Origin of the sequence: Wolbachia endosymbiont (group A) of Limnophora tigrina, from assembly GCF_964263225.1 — a bacterium.
Lineage (GTDB): Bacteria > Pseudomonadota > Alphaproteobacteria > Rickettsiales > Anaplasmataceae > Wolbachia.
In genome coordinates this window covers 865,011-887,624 of the sequence record NZ_OZ181654.1, presented here as the reverse complement: position 1 = coordinate 887,624, position 22,614 = coordinate 865,011, and the positions used below count along the sequence as shown (strand labels likewise).

Here is a 22,614-nt window from a genome sequence, read left to right as displayed (position 1 = left end):
GTAAAATGTGATGTTTTTAAAGTTTGTTGTAATAAGTGGCTTCTATATTGCAAGAAACAACAGAGAAGCCTACTCTTTCTACAAAGAAAGAATTTTCTTTATATCACCTTTGCAGTCCATTTCCATGCAGAGTTGAATGTTCATATTGTGATCATCTATATGGAAATTATAAATGTAAGCATCACCAGTGAAATTTCCTATAACATCATGGCTTTCATTTAGCATTTCACCTGCCATGTGGAAAAGACCAGTGTCTGAGTTAGAAGAATAATCTGTAAACTTGATGTACCCGTTACCACATTCCTGTTCTAAATTTAAAGGTGGATTAGTAAAATCTATTTCGTTCATAATTGCCTCATATTAAAACTAAATTATAGTTAAAATAAGATGTTAAGTCAAGAATTTAGAATAAGATTGGTAGCTGACTATAATTTGCATTTTAATTGTATATTTTGTTAATATGTTAATGCTATAATAATACAGAGCTCCTTATCTTAATTCTTGACTTTATTTTATAAAATTTATACTTTATTTACTGCTGCAGTTTAAGTATACAGGGTCAAAATGGCGTTAAATCCGCTAGAACAATTTAAAGTATATACAATAATAGAACTACCAAAATTATTTGGGTATGACATAAACTTTACCAACTCATCTCTTTTTATGATGATCTCGGTGATATTAATGGTACTGTTTTTGCTCCTTGGAATAAGAAAAGGTGCAGTAATACCAGGATATTTGCAAGCTGCAGTTGAATATGTATATGATTTTGTTGTTTCAATAATAGAAAGTAACACTGGAAGCAAAGGTTTGGAGCACATTCCTTTGATATTTACAGTATTTATTTTCATTTTATCGTGTAATTTAGTTGGTGTTCTTCCTTATAGTTTCACAGTTACAAGTCATGTGATAGTTACCTTCGCTTTATCAATGGTGGTTTTTACTTATATAACGATTGTTGGGTTTAAAGAAAGAGGAGTAGAATTTTTACGCATATTGCTACCAAAAGGAACTCCTTCGTGGCTTGCACCTATAATCATCATTATTAAATTATTTGCTTATTTAGTAAGACCGATTAGTTTATCAATAAGGCTTGCAGCAAATATGATTGCGGGTCATACAATCATCAAAGTGATAGCAGGATTCGTCATAAATATGAACATATTTTTTACACCTGCACCTTTTTTGTTTATAATTGCACTAATAGGATTTGAAGTATTTGTTGCAGTTTTGCAAGCTTATATATTTACTATATTAACATGTGTATATTTGTCAGATGCAGTAAAGTAATTGACTTCCTTGCAGAATATTTTACAATTATATTATAAAGAAATAGTTAAAGGTAATATATGGATTTAGTGGCTTTAAAATTTATAGCAATTGGTTTGGCTGTATTTGGAATGCTCGGTGCTGGTTTAGGTATAGCTAATATCTTCTCTGCTATGTTAAATGGGATTGCGAGAAATCCTGAGTCAGAAGGTAAAATGAAAAGTTACGTTTATATTGGTGCTGCCATGGTTGAAATCATGGGGTTGCTTGCGTTTGTACTTGCAATGTTATTAATATTTGCTGCTTAACAGATGCCACAGCTTGATGTTTCAACTTTCTCTTCTCAAATTTTTTGGTTTTTAATTTTTTTCTCTTCACTTTTTTTTGTAGTGAGTTGTTTGTTTTTACCGAAGTTAGATGAAATAATAAGCACTAGAAGTAAAGAAGTGTTAGATTCATTTAATAGTTCTATTCACCTTTTAAGACTTACAGAAGAGCAAATTGCCAAGTATAATGCAGCTTTAAATCAAGCTAGAGTACGGGCAAAAAAAATCATAGATGATGCATTTGCTCAAGTAGAAGAAATGAGAGCGAATGTTAAGGATATATTGGAAGAGGAAGACAAGAAGATGATTAAACTTGTTGAAGAAAAGGTAGTACAATTTAAATCTAAGTATATTAGTGAATTAAAACAAATGGCTACTAGTATTGCTTTGATTTACTATACTAAGTTAACTAATTCTGAGATTGAAGAGGAATTTGTTGCTGACTTGGTGTCAAAAGAATTTTAGGGTTTTTATGTCTACATTACTAGTTATAAGCCTTGCTTTTTTAGTAGGTTTTATCCTCTCATATAAATTGCTAAGGAAGGTAATAAAAAACGCGCTTAACAATAAACGTAACAAAAGCAAGTTTTCAAGTGAAGAAACTGAAAAATTCAGAAAAGATATGTTGGAGTATTACAAAAAATCTTCTGAAAAATACAAAAAATTAGATGCAGAAGTTAACAAAATGATGAATGAAGCACTTGATAAGGCTAATAGTATTATTAAGCATAATAGACAGCAACTCGATCAAACGTTAGATGAAAATGCCCATTCTAATTTGAAGAAAGTTACTGACCAAGTTGAAAAAGCTCTTGGGGATTTACAAGCTAACACAGCGAGTATAGCTGCTGATGCTGTAAAAAAAATAATGCATGAACGTAAAGATGATAAGCGTAGTAGTGAGGTTTTATCTTCGTTTTCACGTGACTTGAGCAAAAAGTTGCATTAAGTTTAATGCCTGTACTTCAAACTGATAATGTAGAAAAAATTAAATTTGATTCTAGTTTATGCAAAGAACAAGAGAAACTTTTCTACTATAGGTTTAATATAATTCCTTGGCAAAAATTAAATGATACTACTTTTTTTATGGTTGAAGACATAAGCCAAGATATCAACCTTTGGGTCGAATCTCATTACGGTATTGAATATGTATTGATAAAAGTAGATAGCAAACAGATTTTAAATCTTCTTAACTCACACTTTGGTATTTCAGAATTCGCAAGTAACTACTTATATTATAAGAATCCTAATTTTTCAGCTAAAAGCATTAGGCTCAGTTCAATCTTTTTTTCCTCTTTCTTTGTTATGATTTCGACTTTAACACTGACAAAAAAATATGCATATTTTGCTTTGGTGTTGATATTTATAATCGGATGTTCTAGTTCTTTATTCAAATTTGTAACTAAAATTTTTGGCTTGCGTAAAATTTCTAACCAAAAAGCAGATTATGATAAGATGAATGAACCTATATATACTATTTTATTGCCTGCTTTTAAAGAGAATGCGGTTATAAAGCAATTGATTAAGAGCATTGAAAGTTTGGATTATCCAAAATCAAAATTAGATGTAAAGCTTGTGATAGAGAGCGATGATCAAGAAATGTTGGCAGCTATAGAAAAATGCACTTTACCACAGTATTTTGAAGTAATAAAAGTGCCTCATTCTCTGCCTAGAACAAAAGCTAAGTCATGCAATTATGCTATGAGCTTTGCTAGAGGAAAGTATGTGGTAATATATGATGCAGATGACAAGCCAGATCCGTTGCAGTTAAAAAAAGCACTAATTGAATTTAATAAGGGCGACGAAAAGTTGGCTTGTGTACAGGCGAAATTAAATTACTATAACTTTGGTTGCAATTTTCTTACAAAATTCTTTTCTCTCGAGTATATGAACTGGTTTCAATATTTTTTGCCTGGATTTCAAAAAATGAACATGCCAATACCTTTGGGTGGTAGCAGTAACCATTTTTCAGTGGAAATTTTAAAGAAAGTGCTTTTTTGGGATGCTTACAATGTCACTGAAGACGCTGACCTTGGTTTGAGACTTGCGCAAATGGGATATAAAACCAGGATTATTGATTCAGAAACATTGGAAGAATCACCAACTACTGTGTTTGCTTGGATCAAACAAAGAGCACGCTGGATTAAAGGTTATATGCAAACTTATATCGTTCATTTAAAAAATATAAAATTACTTTTTAAGCACACTGGGCTTAAGGGAGTTTTGCTATTAAACCTTTTTGTTGGTTCCTCAGCTTTTATATTTTTCACGACTCCTTTTTTGTTACTTTCATTGGTGCTGACTCAAATTTTGAATGAATTATTCTTATATTATTTTATAATAGTATACGGTATTAACTTGATTTTTTTGATAATAGCTATCAGACAACAAAAAATGCCTTTTTATTTTTATATAGTATCAATATTTTTTCCCGTCTATAGTCTACTACATAGCGTTGCAGCTCTTCTCGCTTTGTGGGAATTTGTTATTCACCCTCAGCAATGGAATAAAACTCAGCATGGATTATGGAAGCAAAACCTGTAGCTATTTGGCTTTTTCTCTGCTCTCTCATGGTGATTTGCATGGTGGGAATTGGTGGATTTACCAGACTTTCAAAAGCAGGATTGTCAATCACGGAATGGAAACCCATCACCGGAACATTGCCACCGCTGAGTGAACAAGACTGGCTAAAAGAAAAATCAAAATATGAAGCTACACCTGAATATAAAGCATTTAACTATGGTATGAGTATGGAAGAGTTCCGCACCATATACTTAATAGAGTATGTGCATAGGTTGATTGCAAGGCTGACAGGTTTAGTTTTTATTTTACCATTTATATACTTTACACTAAAAAAAAGAATACCTAAAAATGCAGTAATAAGGTTATCTACAGCACTATTATTTGGAATTTTACAAGCTTTTGCTGGTTGGTATATGGTAAAAAGCGGTTTGGTATCTAATCCTCATGTTAGTCACTATAAGCTCGCACTTCACTTACTGCTTGCATTGGTTATTTTTGCATTATTGTCATATCAATTTTTTGATTACCAAATCAAACCAAAACAGATAATTAAAATTAATAGCAACATTACATGTTACATATGGATAATTTTAATCCTAGTTACAATACAAATAATCTTCGGTGCATTTGTTGCGGGATTAAATGCTGGCTTAATTTATAATACCTTTCCACTAATGGATGGACAAATTGTTCCGGAAGATTTATTTTACTTACAGCCTGCTTGGCTAAATATCTTTGAAAATAGAGTAACAGTGCAATTCATACACCGGGCATTGGCATTGCTGATATTAGTTCTGACAGCAATACTCACAATAAAAAATGCTAGTGTAAAACCAGCATATATTATGCTACTCTCCGTCATTATTCAGGTAATTTTAGGAGTAGTCACTTTGTTGCTGCATATACCAATGGCCATTGCCATAGCCCATCAAATGTTTTCATTTATCTTATTTGGGTCAGGTTTATATTTCTTGTGTTATTTAAGAAAGCAGATCTAATACCAAATCACCAGCCTGTACATTTTTCCCCTCTGTAACAGGGATATTTTTTATCACCATTTCTGATTCAGCACATATGATATTTTCCATTTTCATTGCCTCCACAACAAAGAGAGGTTGTCCTATTTCTACCTGATCTCCAGCATTTACGTGTAATTTAACTAATAAACCAGATATTGGAGATTTCACAGTGTCTACTGAAATCCCTTCTGTTTTGTTGTTTAGCATTAATTTGCTTAGTTTAGCTACATGAGGTTTCAATACACAACATTTAGCTTTCATACCTGCGTGTCTTATAAAGTATTTGCTGCCTTGCCTTTCTATTTTAAGTGCTATATTGGTATCATCATTAATTGTTATATATAACAACCTGTAACTTGGTTTCCACTTACCTACCACAGAGTATTTATTGTGGTTATATACTGTTGTTAATGTGTTATCTTGATATTTTGCATTTACGGAGTACTCATTATCGTCTATTTTCACTATGAATGCTTCATCTATTGACTTACTGTAATACTTTCCCTCATTTTCTAAATGAACATACAGTGCAGCAAAAATAAATATTTTAATATATTCCTCTGTGATAAAATCGCCTTGAAACCCACTGGGATAATGGTCTGGAATGAATCTTGTGTGGAGTTTTGCTGCAATAAAATTTGGATTATGGAAGATGGATTCTAGAAATTCTATGTTGTTTATTACTTCCCCTATATAGCACTCAGACAAAGCTTTTTGCATTCTGCTGATCGCCTCTATTCTATCTTTTCCATAGGTTATAATTTTTGCAATCATTGAGTCGTAGAACATGCTGATTTCTGAACCGCTAGCTACTCCATCATCTATTCTTACATGACCATTTTCATCTGGTTTGTCGTAATATTTGATTCTTCCGCTGGAAGGAAAAAATTTCTTTGATGGGTCTTCAGCACAAATTCTACTTTCTATTGCAGAACCAGTAAGTTTAATATCATCCTGATTGAATCTCAATTTTTCTCCACAGGAAGTTCTAATCATTTCTTCTACTATGTCTATTCCAGTTATAAATTCTGTTACTGGATGCTCAACTTGTAATCTCGTATTTACCTCAAGAAAATAGAAGTTTTGGTCTTTATCTACAACAAACTCGACAGTACCTGCTGAAAAATAACCAACTTGCTTTGCCAAAGAAACACATTGGGCATACATTTTTTGTCTTACTTCTTCACTAATAAATGGACTTGGAGTTTCTTCCATTATTTTCTGGTTATTCCTTTGTATCGAGCATTCCCTCTCTCCAAGACACACTATATTGCCATATTTATCTGCTATGATTTGTATTTCAATGTGTCTTGGCAGCTCTATATATTTCTCTATAAAAATACTGCCATCTTTAAAACTTTTCTCTGCTTCATTTGTTGCTGATGTAAATGCTAGTTCAATTTCTTTTTTGGAATGTACAATTCGCATTCCTTTGCCACCACCACCTGATGCAGCTTTGAGCATAACGGGAAAACCAATTTCTTCAGCAACCATGGATGCGTGGTCAGCATCTTCGATCTTACCCATATATCCTGGCACTACATTTACTCCAGCTTTTCTTGCCTCTTCTTTTGCTGTTATTTTATTGGCTGTAACTTCTATTGTTTCTGCACTTGGACCAATGAAATCTATGTTATGTTTTTCCAGAGCACGGGGAAAATCTGGATTTTCTGCTAAAAACCCATAGCCAGGATGAACCGCTTCAGCACCTGTTTCAACTGCCACCTCGCATATTTTTTCAATATTTAAATAACTCAGGCAAGAAGGTGAAGGACCAATGTACTTCGACTCATCTGCTTGCCTTACATGCACAGAATTTACATCTGCATCTGAATATACGCATACACAAGATATACCCATCTTGCGCGCAGTTTTGATTATCCTGCAAGCAATCTCTCCTCTATTTGCTATTAAAATTTTACTATACTTCTTTCTTATCATCTTATCAGTATACTTTCTTAAGTTAAGAAAGTAAATTTCTATATTATTCCTTGCAAGTACTTCATGTTGGGGCTAAACCACCCTCTAAAAGTTGCATAACATTAGGATCTGTCACTATAGTACTTTCGTTATAGAGGCCATATACCTCGTTACATGCCTTAAATAACAGATATGAAGACCCTCCAGAAGCTATTGTCGCTATTGAAGCCAATGCAAGAGATTGAGAAGCCGAAAATAGAAGATACAAAGATACACACATAGCGGTAGCACACACTATAGCTCCTACTATATATAAGCATATATGAAACTTCTTATTACATATAAAGCCACATTTTATATCTGCAATTTGCTTAACTTCCTTCTGCTCTGAAGGATCCAAGAAGTAAAGAGGTGATACTGCCTTATTATCCTTAATATAGCTTTTATCGAGGAGTGCTTCCTTAATATATTTCTTGTTATTCTTAAATTCCTTTTCTAATCTTTTTACTTTTTCCCAATCTTTAGCTTCTTTTGCTTTCTTGACTTTGCTCTCAGTATCTTTTTCTAAATACTTTATGATCCCCTGTAACGCAGATAATAGAAACCCTTTACTTGCTGCTATATGAAATGGGTTTCCATTTTCATCAATTCTATGCTTAGCTACACAAGCAACTCTTTCCTTGCAAGAATCGACAAATTTATCCACATTCCCTTTTCTTGCAATTTCAAATAAATTATCCATATATACACCTCACTGCATTCACTAATATTAAATTATACAATGCAGTTTGTTAAAAATAAATGTAAATTGATCTTTCAAATTTACTATAGTTCCACGTTGTTGCAAGTGCAAATTTTAGTTATCATCGGTTACGTTATCACAATAGACAAATATGCCAGGTATAGTCACTAGATTCGCTCCATCACCAACAGGATTTTTACATATTGGAGGAGCTCGTACTGCGTTATTTAATTGGCTCTATGCAAAGCGTCATGGTGGGGAGTTTTTGCTAAGGATTGAAGACACTGACAGAAAACGTTCAACACAAGAAGCAATTGATGCAATAATGGATGGGCTAAAATGGCTTGGAATAAACTATGATGGAGAAATAATATACCAATCGAGAAGAATAGCTAGACATATTGAAGTTGCAAATCTTTTAGTTGAAAAGGGTAGGGCGTATCACTGTTACTGCCCTGAAGATGAAGTTGCAGAAAAGAAGGCAAGAGCAAGAGAAGAAGGAAAAATATATAAGCATAAGTGTACTCATTCGACATCAAGCGCAAACCCTGTTGTCCGTTTCAAAGTGCCAGACTCAGAAGATATTGTTGTTGACGATAAAATATACGGCCAAGTTACAATAAGTAGCGATCAGCTTGATGACATAGTAATCTTGCGCTCTGACAATACTCCAACATATATTTTTGCTGTAGTGGTTGATGACCATGATGCCGGAATAACCGATATTATACGTGGCTCTGATCATCTCACTAATACCTTCAAACAATTACTAATATATCAGGCTCTTGATTTTGATGTCCCACGCTTTGCACATGTACCGCTTATTCATGGAGAAGATGGGAATAAGCTATCTAAAAGACATGGTGCAACAAGTGTTTGCGATTATGAAAAGATGGGAATATTGCCACAGGCAATGCGTAATTACTTGCTAAGACTTGGCTGGAGTCATGGCAACGATGAGATTATTAGCGATGAGCAAGCAATAGAGTGGTTTAATTTAGAAAGCATCGGTCGCTCACCTGCACGGCTCGATTTCAAAAAACTGGAGCATTTGAATAACCACTATATTAGTAATATGAGCAATGAAGATATTCTGACTCTAATGCTTAGAGAAAATACTCTAACTGACAAAAAAAAGGGCTATTTACTGCAGGGACTGACAGAGCTGAAAAAAAGAGCAAACTATCTGACCGAATTATTGGACTTAGCAAAATTTTATATTCAAGTTGATTTTAGTGAAGAAGCTCAGCAAATTGTCAAATCTAACCTCAATGTAATTAAGTTACTTGCATCATTTCTTTCGAGTGTAGGTAGTGAAGATTGGAATAAGAATTTTTTATCTTCTCAGATTAAGGAATTTTCAAAATTACATAATATAAAAATGAGCGATATATACCACTCATTACGCGCCCCAATAACTGGAATAATGGATGCGCCTGGAATCATCGATATCATGGTAATTCTTGGTAAAGATGAGTGTATAAAAAGATTGCAAGCAATTTAAATAAAAAATTGCTTGACAGACTCTAGTAGCTTCATTATAGTGGAGAATGAAGATTTTTTAGGATCCAAAATCTATCTTCACCTGCAGGTTTTTTCACCAAATAATCAAATTTCAGCAAAAAATATATAAGTTTATTTTTGCTAGCTCTTTATTCATATAGGAGGGTTTATGTCTAGAATTCCTGATACTTGACTTTTATTTTTAAGTTAAAAAAACAATTGGCGCCTATGGTTTTCACATTAAATCATTTTAAATTGTTAAAGTTAATACGGGCTTTTTTTGCCTTTTTTTATTGGTATTTTTTTCATATTTTATTATATCATTATACTGTGGTACCATATAGACTTCAGTTTCATGATAAGGGGAGCAGGCTCCGTCTCAGCTATGGAATTAAAAAATGACTATGCATAAGATCTAATGGTGTGTCTAATCTATAGATAATTTTTTGTATTGCTAAGTTAATATTTTACATATCTGTTCAGCAAAGTGGCAAAAAAGACAAGTAAATGAGTATCATGAAAGTAGCTTACACGTAGCTGTAGGAATATTCATTTTTTAAGGTAAATTACACAGCAAATATTGTCATTCAAGTAGCTGACACTGTAATTCCAGCTTCTATAATGTCATGCCAGTGCTCGACACTGGCATCGAGCAAAATTTATCACAAACAAGACAACATTTTCAATTAAAAAATCAGTGTCTGGGTGCTAAGATGACACCTTCATAAGGGAGCCAGCATCAGCTACTTTCATGACACTCATTTAGTTGTCTTTTCTCGTTTACCTTATTTTGCCACTCTGCTGAACAGATATTAAAATAGCAAGCCTCAAGGTCAGAAGCCTGCTATTACTTACTGGTTACTTTACATCAATTTTCTTGATGTGTTTCTCTGATTTAGGTATGGTTACATGCAATACTCCATCTAAAAAGTTGGCAGATACCTTATCTTGCTCTACATTTGTTGGAAGTTGAATAGATCTATAGAAAGAACCATAGTACCTTTCTTTATGGTAAAACTGCTTATCTTTTGATTCATTATTACATGTTTTTTCACCCTTCACTATTAAGTTATCGCCAGATATACTAATGTCTATGCTTTCTTTAGGAATACCTGGTAACTCTAATGATAGGCAATAGCTTTCCTTTGTTTCATAAAAATCACAAACTGGTAGTAGACTACTGCCTCTTTTGGAAAGCTCTGGGTTCCATCCTGTAAAGAAGCTATCAAATATGTCATCAACGGCTCTTTGTAACCCTCTTACACTAAAATTATCACGATTATTGTTTTTATTTAAATGAACTATATTACTCATGTTGTACCTCCTTTTACTAATACATGCATTACATAATCACTCCACTTATTAATTTCAATCCTAAATCTAAAATTTTTTAGATGCGAAAAATTTTCCCCGTTTACTATAACTTGATTATGAGAAAAAATCTTGTTTGGATTACCACGAGTAGTTCTATAAACTAGATTAACTGTAAAAAAGGGCAAGTGTATGCAAATTTATTACTTCTCTTTCCACTTCCACAATCAAACAATTTTGAATGTTTCTTATTTGACTTGCCAACAATGAGAATTGGTATAACTGCTAGCTCCGTCTTTCAGCTATGGCATTAAACAATGACATGCATAAGATCTAATAATATGTATAATTTATAAATAATTTTTGAGGTAAATTGTGAAATTGGGCGTTAATATTGATCACGTTGCAACCCTTCGCAACGCACGTGGAGCTTCTTATCCAGATCCATTAAAAGCAGCAAAAATAGCTATTGATGCTGGAGCAGATTTTATCACCGTACACTTACGAGAAGACAGAAGGCATATCAGAGATGAGGATGTATTCAATCTAAAACAAAACATTAGCACTGAGTTAAATCTTGAAATCGCAGCTACGGAAGAAATGCTCAAAATAGCAAAAGAAGTAAAACCCTATTCGATTTGTATAGTACCAGAAAAAAGAGAAGAATTAACAACCGAAGGTGGCCTGAATATCGTGAATATGCACAGTAAACTTTCTGGTATAATAGAGGAAATGCATAGCTTTGACATAAAAGTCTCACTGTTTATCGATCCAAATATTAATCAACTAAAATATCTTGAGAAGCTAGAAAGAAAGCCTGACATAATAGAAATTCACACAGGGGATTACTGTGATAATCCATCAGAAGAAAAATTAAAACTTATTACTAACTCTGCAGAATACATTAATAAGCTAGGAATAGAATGCCACGCAGGGCATGGCATAAATTATAAACATGCTAAAAGAATAAAAGAGATACCTCACATCTCAGCTCTTAATATAGGCCATTCTTTAATCAGCGAGGCTATATTTCATGGCTTACATAGTGTAACTAAAAAGATGAAAATGACAATATCTAAGTAGCTTATACTTTCTCTTTGGTATTTAAAGTACTTGAAAGAGCTTGACTTGCTTTAAACCTTACTCTTTTCTTTTCAGGAACGGTCATAATCTCACCATTTTGAGGATTACGGCATTGTCTTTCCTTACTTATAGCAGTAGAGAATGTCCCTATTCCATGCAAACGTATTTCACCTTTACGATTTAGATCGTTCTTGATTGTTTCCATAAAAATATCATGAAGCTTACCCAAACTAGCTTTTGTTATATCTATACCTTGACTAGAGCACTCTTGACTCAGTTGGTTTACTATATCTTCTTTACTCATAAATTACCTTAATATTGAAAAATTACATAAACAGCATATTATGCTAATGCCAATAGTCAACTAAATTCGTCATAAAAAGAGAAAATGTCATAAACCCTTGTAAGAACTTGTATAATATTTACAAAAAAATACCATTATGAAACAATTATCTCTTAGAAAACTGACATTTTTTCCGAGCTTTATGTTGACCATATTTCTTACGCTCAACAACACGTGAATCTCTAGTTAGGAATCCACCCTTACGTAATATAGAGTGTAGATCTTGACTTATACTACTTAAAGCTCTGCTTATTCCATGAGCTAAGGCACCTGCTTGGCCAGATAGTCCTCCACCTTTTACAGTTGCAAACACATCATACCTATCTAACATAGAAGTTACTATGAATGGCGCTTTAATCATTTGACACACTGATTCTCTTTTAAAATAAGAAATTAAATCATCTTTTTTATTAACACTAAATTTTCCACTTCCTGGCTTTATCCATACTCTTGCTACAGATTCTTTCCTTCGACCTGTGGCATATGAACGACCAAGTGAGTCAATCATTGCCTTTTTTGGCTGATCATTATTATTTATTTTCACTTTTTGCTCCATTATTTCTTATTTTTACGATTTAAAGAGGCAAAATCTATTTTTTCAGGTTGCTGTCCTTGATGCTTATGTTCTGAACCAGAATAAACATACAAATTTTCAAACCGTCTACGTGCCATAGGACCATCATCAAGCATTCTTTTTACTGCCATTTTTATCACACGCTCAGGGAATTTGCCATTTAAAATATTATCTGGAGTAGTTTTCTTTAAACCACCAGAATAACCTGTATGCCTATAGTAGATTTTATCTTTAAGTTTCTTTCCGGTAAAATGTACCTTTTCTGCATTAACAATAATTACATTATCTCCACAATCCATATGAGGTGTGTATTCAGGCTTATGCTTTCCACGCAATAGCGCTGCTACAAACGCTGCAAGCCTTCCTACTACTAATCCTTCTGCATCTATAACAAGCCATTTTTTATCGACTTGTTTCTCTTTTAAGAAAAAAGTTTTCATATATCAATACATAACAGTAGATTATGATATACTAAGTTGCTTGATAGTGTCAACAACATTAGTTATTGATTATTAAAGTAATTTATGCTAATAATTTTAATAATATTCTAGAAAGCAAAATGTTTCGATTGATTATTATATTTGTAATCGCTTTTAGTGCTATAGATTGCTATGCAATCGATTTGGAAGAGGCTATAAGCAAAGCTATCAAAAATAGCTCAAAAATAAAGTCTCAATTTTACCAATATAAAAGCGCAGAAAAATATTATAAATCTTCTGGGTTAGCTGGATTTTTACCTGACATTAATTTACAATATAATTTCGATAGTAGTTTTAGCCTGGAAAACTCTGGAAAGGATCTAATATTAAGTCAAAGAATAATAGATGGTGGTGGCACCTTTGCTACATTCAGTCGATCAAGTAATCTTCTCAAAGCAGCAAAAATGCAATTTCAGCAGTCAAAACAAGAGCTTGCACTTAATGCTGTGAAAGCATATGTTAATGTTTTACAAAAGGTAGAAATATTAAAACTGAGAGAACATAGAGAACGCGTTTCTTTAGAACATTTGTCAGCTATGAAAAAACGCTTTTCCCTTGGAGAAGTTACTAATGCTGAAGTTTTGCTAGCAAAAGCAAAATTTTCGTCTTCTATATCCGAAAGAGTTGATGCTGAAGGTAAATTAAAATTGGCAAATATTGCTTATTATCATTTGATTGGCGAAGATGCTGATGAACTTTCTGAAGCTAATGATAAACTACCTTCTGTCCCAGAGCTAAATGAATGTTTACAATTAGCAAAAACCAATAATTTATCTCTAAAAGCAGCAGTTTATCAAAAAAGAGCAGCCGGAATGGAAGTGATCGCTGAAAGTTCCAAGTGGCTTCCTTCTTTAAATCTAAGAGCAAACAAAAATTTTGGGAAAGATGGTGTAAAATTAGACAAGCTATTAGAAAATGTTCATATAGTTTTTACTCTTGATGTTCCAATCTTTAAAAAAGGAGCGAATGCTTTTGGTGTCAGTAAAGCTAAAATGGATGCAAAAAAATCTACCTACGATTATTATGAAACGGTAAAAAATATAGAAGGAGCAGTTGTAAATGCTTGGAATAACGTGCTGACAGCAAAAGCTATTATTAAAGCAAGTCAAGAAGCGGAAAAAGCAGCAGCTTTAGCATTGGAAGGAGTTAAGCAAGAGGTAAACTTAAGTTTAAAGAGTACATCTGACCTTTTGGACACTGAAGATGCATTATTTAAAGCACGCTCCGATCTGGTTGGAGCAAAAAGCAATTATGTAATTAGTGTTTACAACTTGCTTTTTATGATAAATAGTATAAACCTTTAAATTTAATGGTATGAGCGATAATCAATCTGTAAAAGATATCCTAGAAGATATAAAAAAAGCTATATCGGGTAAAAATGCAAGTGTTGATAAAGCAGAAGTAATCGATGAAGATGATGATGTACTATGCCTTGAAGAGGAGTACCCAGAAGACATCGAAGAAAAAGAAAATAGTGAAGAAGAGAATGATTGTCAAAGTGAGAAAATGAATAACCAATTTAATAGTTACAACTCAGAAGAGAAAAATTTGTATGATAATATCCAAATGAGTAATAACAAAGTGAGCTATCAAGAACAAAGTAACGAGCATTTAGTTTTAAAAGAAAATATGGAGGAAATTAAAACATTGCTTGAAAAGATGCAAAGCGAACTACGGCATAAACAACAAAAAAGAGCGGATCTTACTGTTGAAGAATTAGTTGTATCTCTTTTAAAACCTCAGCTTTCAGAGTGGCTGAATAAGTATCTACATGCATTGGTAAAAGAAGTAGTTGAAAAAGAGCTCAAAGATATAATCAATAATAAGTAGGTTATTAGTATAAAGACCAGAGTAAAAACAGCTAGAGGTAGAAAGTTATCTTCAACAAGATGGCTACATCGCCATTTGAATGATCAGTATGTGCAAAAAACCAATAAGGACGGTTATAGATCGCGCTCGGCATATAAGTTAATAGAAATAGACGATAAATTTAAACTACTCCAACAAGGGCAAAAAATTATTGATCTTGGCGCTTTTCCTGGTGGATGGTCACAAGTTGCATCTAAGAAAGGAGCGAGTGTGATTGCTGTTGACATAAAACCAATAAACGCAATTAGTGGAGTAGAGTGTATACAGTGTGATATTATCAGCGAACTTGAAATTTTAAGAGAAAAATTCAAGGATCACAAATTTGATGTAATTTTATCTGATATGGCACCAGAATCTTGCGGTTTAAAATCGTTAGATCATATCAGAATTATGCTTTTATGCGAAGCAGCGCTCAATTTTGCAAAGCATTTTTTGAATCATGATGGCAAATTTGTAGTAAAAATTTTTCAAGGAGAGTCTGATAAAGATTTCTGCAATGAGCTAAAAAAAATGTTTAAAACAGTAAGATACTTCAAACCAAAGTCAAGTAGATCTGAATCTACAGAAATGTATTTAGTAAGTTTAGGCTTTATTGGTGGCAACTATTCTGTATAGAAGGTACTTACAGAAATGTTGACGAATCTTATCCTATTAAACTGAAGATTAATAACGCTCGCACAAAAGCCCCTTTTTCTTGCTTGAGTGTTTATGATAGTTAATAAAATTCTTGACTTTATTACTTAAGTATATAATAATTAAAGTATATTATTATTTTTATAGGAGAGTTTGATATGTATTTAGAATTGTTGAAACAGATATTAAGTATAGTAAATCGTGAAAATGATTTGAATGGTAATAACATAGTTGAAAAAATAAAAGGGCAAATAAAAGAAAGATGCTCATCTACTTATGAAGAATGGAGCAACAAAAATTTTGATATAAATTATAAATTTATTCATAATGGTTATTCTGACAAAAAAAAATCAACATTATTAAGTACAGCATTTCTAGATAATCAAGAAAATGTAGTAAAAGCTCTATTAGCAGTAGACGGAATAAATGTTAATTTCCAATATCAATTGGACAAAACCCTTTTACATTTGGCTATTGAAAAAGGTAATGAAAAAATAGTAGAAGCTCTATTAAATAAGGGGGCTCGTGTTGATTTGAAAGATGTATATGGAAAAGCTCCTTTACATTTGGCTATTGAAAAAGGTGACGAAAAAATAGTAAAAGCTCTATTAAATAAGGGGGCTAGTGTTGATTTGAAAGATGTATATGGAAAAGCTCCTTTACATTTGGCTATTGAAAAAGGTGACGAAAAAATAGTAAAAGCTCTATTAAATAAGGGGGCTAGTGTTAATTTGCCAGATAAAAGTGGAAGCACTCCTTTACATTTGGCTATTAGAAAAGGTGATGAAAATATAGTAAACGCTCTATTAGCAGTAAAAGGTATAGATGTTAATTTGCGAGATAGCAGTGAAAGCGCTCCTTTATATCTTGCTGCTGAGAAAGGCAAAATGGAGATAGTAGAGGCTATATTAGATAAGAACCCTAGTATTATAATCTTCCAAATGAATATGGACACACTCCTTTGTCCGTTGCTGCTCGGGGACATCATAAAAAGATAGTAAGAGCTCTATTAAAAGCAGGTGCTGATCCTTTATTAGATAATCGTGATAACAAAACTCTAGATAAAGAACTTACTAAAGAAGCAATTATGCTAGCAATAATCTCGGGTGTTGGTATATTTGTTATTGCATCTGTTGTAGCTGCGATAATAGTTACTTCTGCATATTTTATTGGTGTATCATTATCAGTAGGTGCTATGGCTGGGATAGCTGTGGCTGCTGCTGTACTCACAGGACTTGTTGCTGGTGGCATTATATATGAAGTGTTGAAGCCTTGTGATGAGTTAAAGGAGGCTATTGCACAAGCAACGTCAAGTCCTGGTAAGAAGCTAAATGAAGTTGATGTACAATCAGAAGTTTCTTCAGAGTTAGGCGCAACAGTGTAGTTAAGTAGAAGGAAGAAGTCTCTTCTTCCTTTTTTTCCAATTTTTTATTTAGCAAGGTATCTAGATACCTTGCTTAACACCAAAACAGAATTAAGGTTTAAACATCCTAGGTGTATTAACATTCATTTTGAAGACAGCAAATGGTGTCATCCCAGCGCCCTCTTTCTTGTTATTCCAATACTGGGATTCAGAAAACTGATACCAACTCCAGTTACAAAACAAACAAATAGACAATATGTGTGATGAAGTTATACTCAAGCAGGTATAATCATTGAGGTTAAGAATGGCACTAAGGTCAAAATTATTAGATGAAAAAGTTGTAAACTTGGCAAAAGAAATGTTAAAAAAGGTGAGAAATAACGCATATGTTTCAAAAAAATTACAGGCTGTAATTGCAGCGAAAAAATATAGTATATCAGAGGTAGCAAGGGTATGGTGTATCTCAAGAACTGCGCTGAAAGAATGGATAAAACATTTAAAATTTGGAAGGGTAGAAAGATTGTTTGTCCCACCTGAACGGCGAAAAAAAAGTATATTAAACCAGAGTCAACGCAAGCAAATCGAGATGTGGGTGGAGAAAAATCCAAACATTACTATCAAGGAAGTAAGGTTAAAAATCCAGAAAGAATTTGCTTTAAATATTAGTAAATCTACAGTACACAGTGAAGTACAAAAGATGAAGTTTTCTTACATCACGCCACGTCCAGTGCACCATAAACAAGACAAAAACAAGCAAGAAGAGTACAAAAAAAAATCTCAATAAAATTGTACAGAAGAACCCAAAAAAGGAGATATTTTTCTTCGATGAATCGCGATTTGGAACACACTCGAAAGTTGGGCACGGATGGTTTAAAAAGGGATCAAGAACACAAATTAAAGTAAAAATTGGTAGGGAAAATTTCTATCTTTACAGCGCAGTAAATTACAGGAGCGGAGAGGACTGTAGCTTACTTTTTCCATATGTAAATACCGACTGTATGAACATATTTTTAGAACAGATGTCGAAAAGCTTGGGAAACAAAGAGGCCTTTCTTATCATGGATTGTGCCAGTTGGCATAAGTCAAAAAGTCTAAAAATTCCAGAAAATATTACTATAATTTATTTACCTCCATACTCACCTGAACTGAACCCTCACTTTTACCCACAATTTTGAGAGGTCATGATGTGAAGCATAACTATGCTCTCCTTAAGATTTTCATAGCCCCGCCATAGAGTCATAGCCCCTGGTAAATTATCACTTTTTCTATTCATAAATCCACCTAATTTTCCTAACCAAATAATAGCTTGTTTTATGTTTGGAGGTTCTTCTGGCAATGTAGCTACTTTATGCTCACGTATGAAAAGGGCCTTCCACTCTTCGTTGCTTAAAATTTTAGTACAGGTTTCCATGGGATTTGATAAAGCGACTTTTGTTAAATATAAAATTTTAAATGCAATAATGCTCTTTATAGCAATTAATTTCTGTAGCCTTTCCTTTGTAGTTAAACGAGAGCTTTCTATTTTACATCCTGATTTTAAAACCCTGAAATACTCCTCAATTTTCCATCTTAGCTTATACCAATTTATCCTTTCTATAGCATCTAAAGTGCTATTAACTGGTACATTAGTCAGCAAAGTCCAATCAATAGCTTCCAATCCTTCAGGAGGATTTGTTTCTTTTGCACTTACCACATATACAGGGATTTTATCACTTATTTTATGCACTGTGTCTTTTGATCCATAAATTGAAGAAGATCTGATAGGTATATAGCCTTTCATATACTTAACTTCAATATTAGCTTTCCTTGATCTTTGGTTTCCACCTTTATTAACTTCTAGAGAAATTTTCTTCTTTACTGGCAGTTGAGTGATGCGTGTTTGCAAATCTGTTTTTCCAATTTCAGTACAGATAAATCTTCTATTAGTTCGATTACGGATTACATAAAAACTACCTAATGTCTCAGTGATCCATAAAAATTTGAAGATATCTGCCTCTCTATCACCAAGGGTAACAAGTTGTACATTTGCAGGAAGGTTGTTTATGCTTTCTTTGAGAGCTGTTATCCACTTATAACTTTCTTTTTCTTCTATGGAGGTACGGTATTTCCTGTTTGCTTTTTCTTGTGACGTTTCTTTTTCCCTAATAGAACGTGCCCAACATTGTTGAGAAGATAGACCTAAAGGCAATCCGTCTTTGCTGACTATTAAGGCACTGTGCAACAGTAAACCCATTTTATGCTTCGTATAAGCTTTAGAAATACTACCTAGCCTCTTAGTTTTTATATGAGAGTCAAAATCCAAATAACTTGTATCTTGAACTGAAAAAACAAACTGATTTCCTTTCATTCTCTCCATAGTTTCTTTGTAATGGGAAGAATAAATTTCCTTATCCTTAAGCTTTTCATTGCTAAATAATCTGTATGCACCCTTAGCTTCTTTCCATCCACTACAGCTTTGATTAATTGATCCAGACGCCTTACCCTCTATACAATAGCCTGTTTTAATAAGTCTCTTATTAAGTCTTGTATCTCCTAAATTAACGTGTTTTAACTCTCTTTCCAGCCATTTATCCCCTAAGCCATCAGTATATTGCACATTTGTACTTACTTCACTCATTTTAATCCCAAATTTATTTGGTATCCATTTTACTCACTTTTTTATTTGTGGGTAAAAGTGAGGTTTTAACCCAGTAAACGTAGGGTTGATTGAAGGAAATGGAGTTACTTATGGACTCAGCTATCAAGATAACGGCAATGGAAGCAGTAGAGTAAAGTTACTTATTAGTCCATTATATCAATCAAAAACATACGAGTGTGATACAGGTGTCAACGTAGCAAATGAATTTAAGGGCCAATTATCTCCCGCACTAATAGAAAATTCAGCTGAAGTAGATAAAGTTGGAGTTATCTTTCCTACAGAAGAAACTAACAAAGAAAGAAAGTGCATCAAAGGCTTAACATTCAACACTTACGAAATCAAGCATTCAACGAATGCTCCCTTAGTTGAGCATTCAGGAAAAGTAAAATTACAAAAAAACATTAATAACCATAATGATGCAAATAAAGGCAATAGCTACTTTCAACCAAAAGCAGTGAAAGTTGGTAATGGTAATGTTGTTGTAGTTGCTCATAATTTAAAGGATCAAGCTTTAGTTTCTTGGTATTTACAATCAGACACGAATGGAAAATTTAAAGCTTTATCTGGAGCAAACGGCATCATAGAAAGAAAATTATTCAAGTTTAATAATCCAGGGCAATTAGTACTAGATGAAAATACGATGCTTTATTCGCAAGTGGGAAAAAATAGTATTGAAAATCAAGAGGTAAGAACAAATATTTTTAAGTTCGATATGGCCAAAGTGGTTGAGGATCTAAAAAGTGGAAAGAAAGATGAATGTTTGCTTAGTAAGAGATGTCAGATAGATAATAAAGCACTATCTCTTTCCAGAGAATATGAAATAAGCTTTTTACAGTATGTGAAACAAACTGAAGGCGATGATCAGGTTGCTTTTCTTGCAAAAAAACAATCTTCTAATACGCAAGAATTGCATTTAGTAAGCCTTGCTAAGAAAGGACCAAAATCAAATTTTACTGTTTGTGAATGTGAAGATCCTATAGAACAATTGTACGTTAAAGACAATGGCCAAGGAGGTTTTATCGTCACTGCGGTAAGTGGAGAGAGTATTATAACTTTTAATAGAGAGAGCTCTGGAAAATCTTCTGAAGCAACGATAATACCGACAAGCAGTATCAAAGCTCTCAGTGATTTTGTTAATATCATTAACGGCCAATTGATGCCTAGTATTATTTCCAGCAGTACTGTGGCTCCTATAACTGTTACAGAGACGGTTGTGACTTCTAAGAAAACGACGACTGCTGCAATTACTAGCACAACAGAAACCGACACTGTAAAGACTACCAAATTAACAACAGAAGCATCAACTATCATTGTACCAACTTCCACAATGAGTAAATCTTCAACAGAGTCAACAACTCAGGCAAGTACAGTAACAGTGGAGTCAACAACAGTAGCATCAACTACCACTGCACCTACTTCTACAACGAGTAGGCCTTCAACAGAGTCAACAATTCAAACAAGTACAGTAACAGTGGGGCCAACAACAGTAGCAAAAACAACTTCTACTTCACAAACGACCACGGTTGCTAAAACGTCAACTAGTGTGCCTTCGGAAACTGAGACAAGTACTGTAAAATCTACAGCAGCGACTGTTGAGTCAACTTTTACAGCAAGCAGTACTACGATGAGTAAGCCTTTAACAGAATTAACAACTAAGATGAGTACGTCATCAGAACCAACAACAGTAGCTGAAACTATTGCGACTTCACAAGCAACTATGATTACTACAATGCCAACTAATGCGCCAACAACAAACTCAGAGAAAACTATACAAACAGTGTCCACTATATCAAATACTGGAACAAAGGTAACAATTCCTCTGTTCACTACAACTTTACTTCCTCAAACTACTCCTTCACCACAGCCCACTCAGCTTGCTATAGAGTCTAATAGGGCAGGAATGATAGGTGGGTCTTTGGTTGGAGCGATAATAAGTATTGCTGGAATTATAGGATTCATAGCATACAAATATGTTAAGGGTCGTAATGCTGCTCCTGTGTTAGAACTAACTAATTTCAATGATAGAAGGCGATCATCTTCAAGTGGCAATAGCGATGAAGAAATTTTTATCGCTAATAACAGAATGAGACATATATCTATGCGAACTATGGATCAATCTGAAACAGTGCTAAACAGTATATCGGTGGAGAGTAGTAGTCGGTCAAGAAGTAGCTCATCGTCTTCAAGCGGTGGACCAGGATCTTGACTGACTGAGCTAGAGTCTAAAAGTGAAAAAAGCTTATCTTGGGATAGCGATGATGTACCGGAATATCACCTTTAGCTATTTGTCTGAATGTTTTTAGTATGTAGACTGTTAGGAAATTTTCTTTTGCTTTTGTGATTTTAATGTTAAAGTATAATTTCTAGGTGAAATAAGTAGCTGCTGTTGTGTGATAAACACAGCAGAGGAAAGTCCGAGCTCCAAGAAAAGGTAGTGACGGGTAACGCCCGCCGGAGGTAACTCCAGTTATAGGGCTGCAGAAAATTACCGCCTAAAATATTATTAGGTAAGGGTGAAAAGGTGTGGTAAGAGCGCACCATAACAATGGCAACATTGGTAGTCAAGTAACCAACACTAGGAGCAAGATTAAATAGAAGTAGATTTTATGTTTTTCTCATATCTACTCGGGTAAATCGCATGAAGTAAATGGTAACATTTACTCCAGATAAATAGCTACATAAACAGAACTCGGCTTATATTTCACCTAGGCAATGCATGAATGTCAGCCATACTATGTAAATGTATCAAACATTTCACATATCCTGTACGCTCAATTTGACCACCTATATTCCTTTTACTTCTTGGCTTATCTCTTTTTTTATTTCCTTTTGAACTTAACAAAGCTTGAATTTTAACCGAGCTTTTCCTTTAACTCGTCATTCTCTATCTCTAAAACCTTATTTTCTTACCTATAACTTTTTAGCTTAGCTTCCAACTTTTCTATTTTTTGCTGCAAGTCTTTGTAAAGTTCTAAAAGACTAACCATGTTACCTCACTTTTACGATTGGTTTTTATCTT

Annotated in this window: 22 protein-coding genes, 1 other RNA gene and 1 pseudogene; 16 read left to right on the top strand and 8 right to left on the bottom strand. The window is 33.5% G+C overall.

Annotated elements, in window-relative coordinates; translation table 11 throughout:
- Nucleotides 1-78 precede the first annotated feature (78 nt).
- On the bottom strand, nt 79-348 hold the full coding sequence (locus tag ACE38P_RS04140; RefSeq protein ID WP_010402566.1) for a hypothetical protein: 270 nt from the start codon (nt 346-348) through the stop codon (nt 79-81).
- Nucleotides 349-564: 216 nt separating this feature from the next.
- On the opposite strand from ACE38P_RS04140, the gene ACE38P_RS04135 reads away from it, so the two are divergent.
- Genes ACE38P_RS04135 through ACE38P_RS04110 form a run of 6 tightly spaced genes read left to right on the top strand, consistent with a single transcriptional unit; the run spans nt 565 to nt 5,116 of the window.
- Complete coding sequence (locus ACE38P_RS04135; RefSeq protein ID WP_007302047.1) at nt 565-1,290, top strand: F0F1 ATP synthase subunit A; 726 nt, start codon at nt 565-567, stop codon at nt 1,288-1,290.
- Between the two features lie 59 nt (nt 1,291-1,349).
- The gene (locus ACE38P_RS04130) at nt 1,350-1,577 is read left to right on the top strand and encodes a F0F1 ATP synthase subunit C (protein ID WP_006014985.1); all 228 of its coding nucleotides are present in this window, start codon (nt 1,350-1,352) and stop codon (nt 1,575-1,577) included.
- Between the two features lie 3 nt (nt 1,578-1,580).
- Nucleotides 1,581-2,060 (top strand): ATP synthase F0 subunit B, encoded by a 480-nt coding sequence (locus tag ACE38P_RS04125; RefSeq protein WP_007302046.1) that lies wholly within the window; start codon nt 1,581-1,583, stop codon nt 2,058-2,060.
- A gap of 7 nt (nt 2,061-2,067) precedes the next feature.
- Entirely contained in the window at nt 2,068-2,544 is a 477-nt protein-coding gene (locus ACE38P_RS04120; RefSeq protein WP_374699558.1) for a hypothetical protein, read from the top strand.
- 5 nt (nt 2,545-2,549) lie between these two features.
- A complete protein-coding gene (locus ACE38P_RS04115; RefSeq protein ID WP_374699557.1) occupies nt 2,550-4,139 on the top strand; it encodes a glycosyltransferase family 2 protein in 1,590 nt (529 codons plus the stop codon).
- Nucleotides 4,121-5,116: a COX15/CtaA family protein gene (locus ACE38P_RS04110; protein WP_374699556.1), complete on the top strand. Its 996-nt coding sequence runs from the start codon at nt 4,121-4,123 to the stop codon at nt 5,114-5,116. The genes ACE38P_RS04115 and ACE38P_RS04110 overlap by 19 nt, the downstream gene beginning before the upstream one ends.
- On the opposite strand, the gene ACE38P_RS04105 is transcribed toward ACE38P_RS04110, so the two are convergent.
- The gene (locus ACE38P_RS04105; protein WP_374699555.1) at nt 5,099-7,078 is read right to left on the bottom strand and encodes an acetyl-CoA carboxylase biotin carboxylase subunit; all 1,980 of its coding nucleotides are present in this window, start codon (nt 7,076-7,078) and stop codon (nt 5,099-5,101) included. The genes ACE38P_RS04110 and ACE38P_RS04105 overlap by 18 nt on opposite strands.
- Nucleotides 7,079-7,139: 61 nt before the next feature.
- Entirely contained in the window at nt 7,140-7,799 is a 660-nt protein-coding gene (locus ACE38P_RS04100) for an ankyrin repeat domain-containing protein (protein WP_264375789.1), read from the bottom strand.
- 151 nt (nt 7,800-7,950) lie between these two features.
- Between ACE38P_RS04100 and gltX the strand changes: the two genes are divergently transcribed.
- Nucleotides 7,951-9,303, top strand: a complete 1,353-nt coding sequence (gltX, locus tag ACE38P_RS04095; RefSeq protein WP_265022600.1) for a glutamate--tRNA ligase — start codon at nt 7,951-7,953, stop codon at nt 9,301-9,303.
- Between the two features lie 857 nt (nt 9,304-10,160).
- Here the strand turns inward: gltX and ACE38P_RS04090 are convergent.
- A complete protein-coding gene (locus ACE38P_RS04090; RefSeq protein ID WP_017532141.1) occupies nt 10,161-10,616 on the bottom strand; it encodes an Hsp20/alpha crystallin family protein in 456 nt (151 codons plus the stop codon).
- A gap of 372 nt (nt 10,617-10,988) precedes the next feature.
- Between ACE38P_RS04090 and ACE38P_RS04085 the strand changes: the two genes are divergently transcribed.
- Nucleotides 10,989-11,696, top strand: coding sequence for a pyridoxine 5'-phosphate synthase (locus tag ACE38P_RS04085; protein WP_010402508.1), 708 nt, complete (start codon nt 10,989-10,991; stop codon nt 11,694-11,696).
- A gap of 1 nt (nt 11,697) precedes the next feature.
- On the opposite strand, the gene ACE38P_RS04080 is transcribed toward ACE38P_RS04085, so the two are convergent.
- The 3 genes from ACE38P_RS04080 to rplM all read right to left on the bottom strand — a co-directional run bounded on the left by ACE38P_RS04080 (nt 11,698) and on the right by rplM (nt 13,053).
- Nucleotides 11,698-12,000 (bottom strand): HU family DNA-binding protein, encoded by a 303-nt coding sequence (locus ACE38P_RS04080; RefSeq protein ID WP_019236673.1) that lies wholly within the window; start codon nt 11,998-12,000, stop codon nt 11,698-11,700.
- 145 nt (nt 12,001-12,145) lie between these two features.
- Nucleotides 12,146-12,595, bottom strand: coding sequence for a 30S ribosomal protein S9 (gene rpsI / locus ACE38P_RS04075; RefSeq protein WP_010402504.1), 450 nt, complete (start codon nt 12,593-12,595; stop codon nt 12,146-12,148).
- Nucleotides 12,595-13,053, bottom strand: coding sequence for a 50S ribosomal protein L13 (gene rplM / locus ACE38P_RS04070; RefSeq protein WP_006014941.1), 459 nt, complete (start codon nt 13,051-13,053; stop codon nt 12,595-12,597). The genes rpsI and rplM overlap by 1 nt, the downstream gene beginning before the upstream one ends.
- Before the next feature lie 119 nt (nt 13,054-13,172).
- Here rplM and ACE38P_RS04065 point away from each other — a divergent pair, with 119 nt between their 5' ends.
- The 6 genes and pseudogenes from ACE38P_RS04065 to ACE38P_RS04040 all read left to right on the top strand — a co-directional run.
- Nucleotides 13,173-14,396 (top strand): TolC family protein, encoded by a 1,224-nt coding sequence (locus ACE38P_RS04065; RefSeq protein WP_374699554.1) that lies wholly within the window; start codon nt 13,173-13,175, stop codon nt 14,394-14,396.
- Between the two features lie 10 nt (nt 14,397-14,406).
- Nucleotides 14,407-14,922, top strand: a complete 516-nt coding sequence (locus ACE38P_RS04060) for a PopZ family protein (protein WP_010402496.1) — start codon at nt 14,407-14,409, stop codon at nt 14,920-14,922.
- Nucleotides 14,923-14,997: 75 nt separating this feature from the next.
- On the top strand, nt 14,998-15,576 hold the full coding sequence (locus ACE38P_RS04055; RefSeq protein WP_007302033.1) for an RlmE family RNA methyltransferase: 579 nt from the start codon (nt 14,998-15,000) through the stop codon (nt 15,574-15,576).
- A 176-nt stretch (nt 15,577-15,752) separates the two neighbouring features.
- Complete coding sequence (locus tag ACE38P_RS04050; RefSeq protein ID WP_374699553.1) at nt 15,753-16,592, top strand: ankyrin repeat domain-containing protein; 840 nt, start codon at nt 15,753-15,755, stop codon at nt 16,590-16,592.
- Nucleotides 16,556-16,978 (top strand): hypothetical protein, encoded by a 423-nt coding sequence (locus ACE38P_RS04045; protein WP_374699552.1) that lies wholly within the window; start codon nt 16,556-16,558, stop codon nt 16,976-16,978. The genes ACE38P_RS04050 and ACE38P_RS04045 overlap by 37 nt, the downstream gene beginning before the upstream one ends.
- Nucleotides 16,979-17,261: 283 nt before the next feature.
- Nucleotides 17,262-18,111: pseudogene (locus ACE38P_RS04040) on the top strand (IS630 family transposase); the annotation flags it as partial.
- Between the two features lie 5 nt (nt 18,112-18,116).
- Here ACE38P_RS04040 and ACE38P_RS04035 read toward each other — a convergent pair.
- Entirely contained in the window at nt 18,117-19,574 is a 1,458-nt protein-coding gene (locus ACE38P_RS04035) for an IS4 family transposase (RefSeq protein WP_374699293.1), read from the bottom strand.
- An 85-nt stretch (nt 19,575-19,659) separates the two neighbouring features.
- Between ACE38P_RS04035 and ACE38P_RS04030 the strand changes: the two genes are divergently transcribed.
- Together ACE38P_RS04030 and rnpB are read left to right on the top strand one after the other, a co-directional pair.
- Complete coding sequence (locus ACE38P_RS04030; protein WP_374699551.1) at nt 19,660-21,801, top strand: hypothetical protein; 2,142 nt, start codon at nt 19,660-19,662, stop codon at nt 21,799-21,801.
- A gap of 157 nt (nt 21,802-21,958) precedes the next feature.
- Nucleotides 21,959-22,308: RNase P RNA component class A (rnpB, locus tag ACE38P_RS04025), an RNA gene on the top strand.
- The last annotated feature ends 306 nt before the right edge of the window (nt 22,309-22,614 follow it).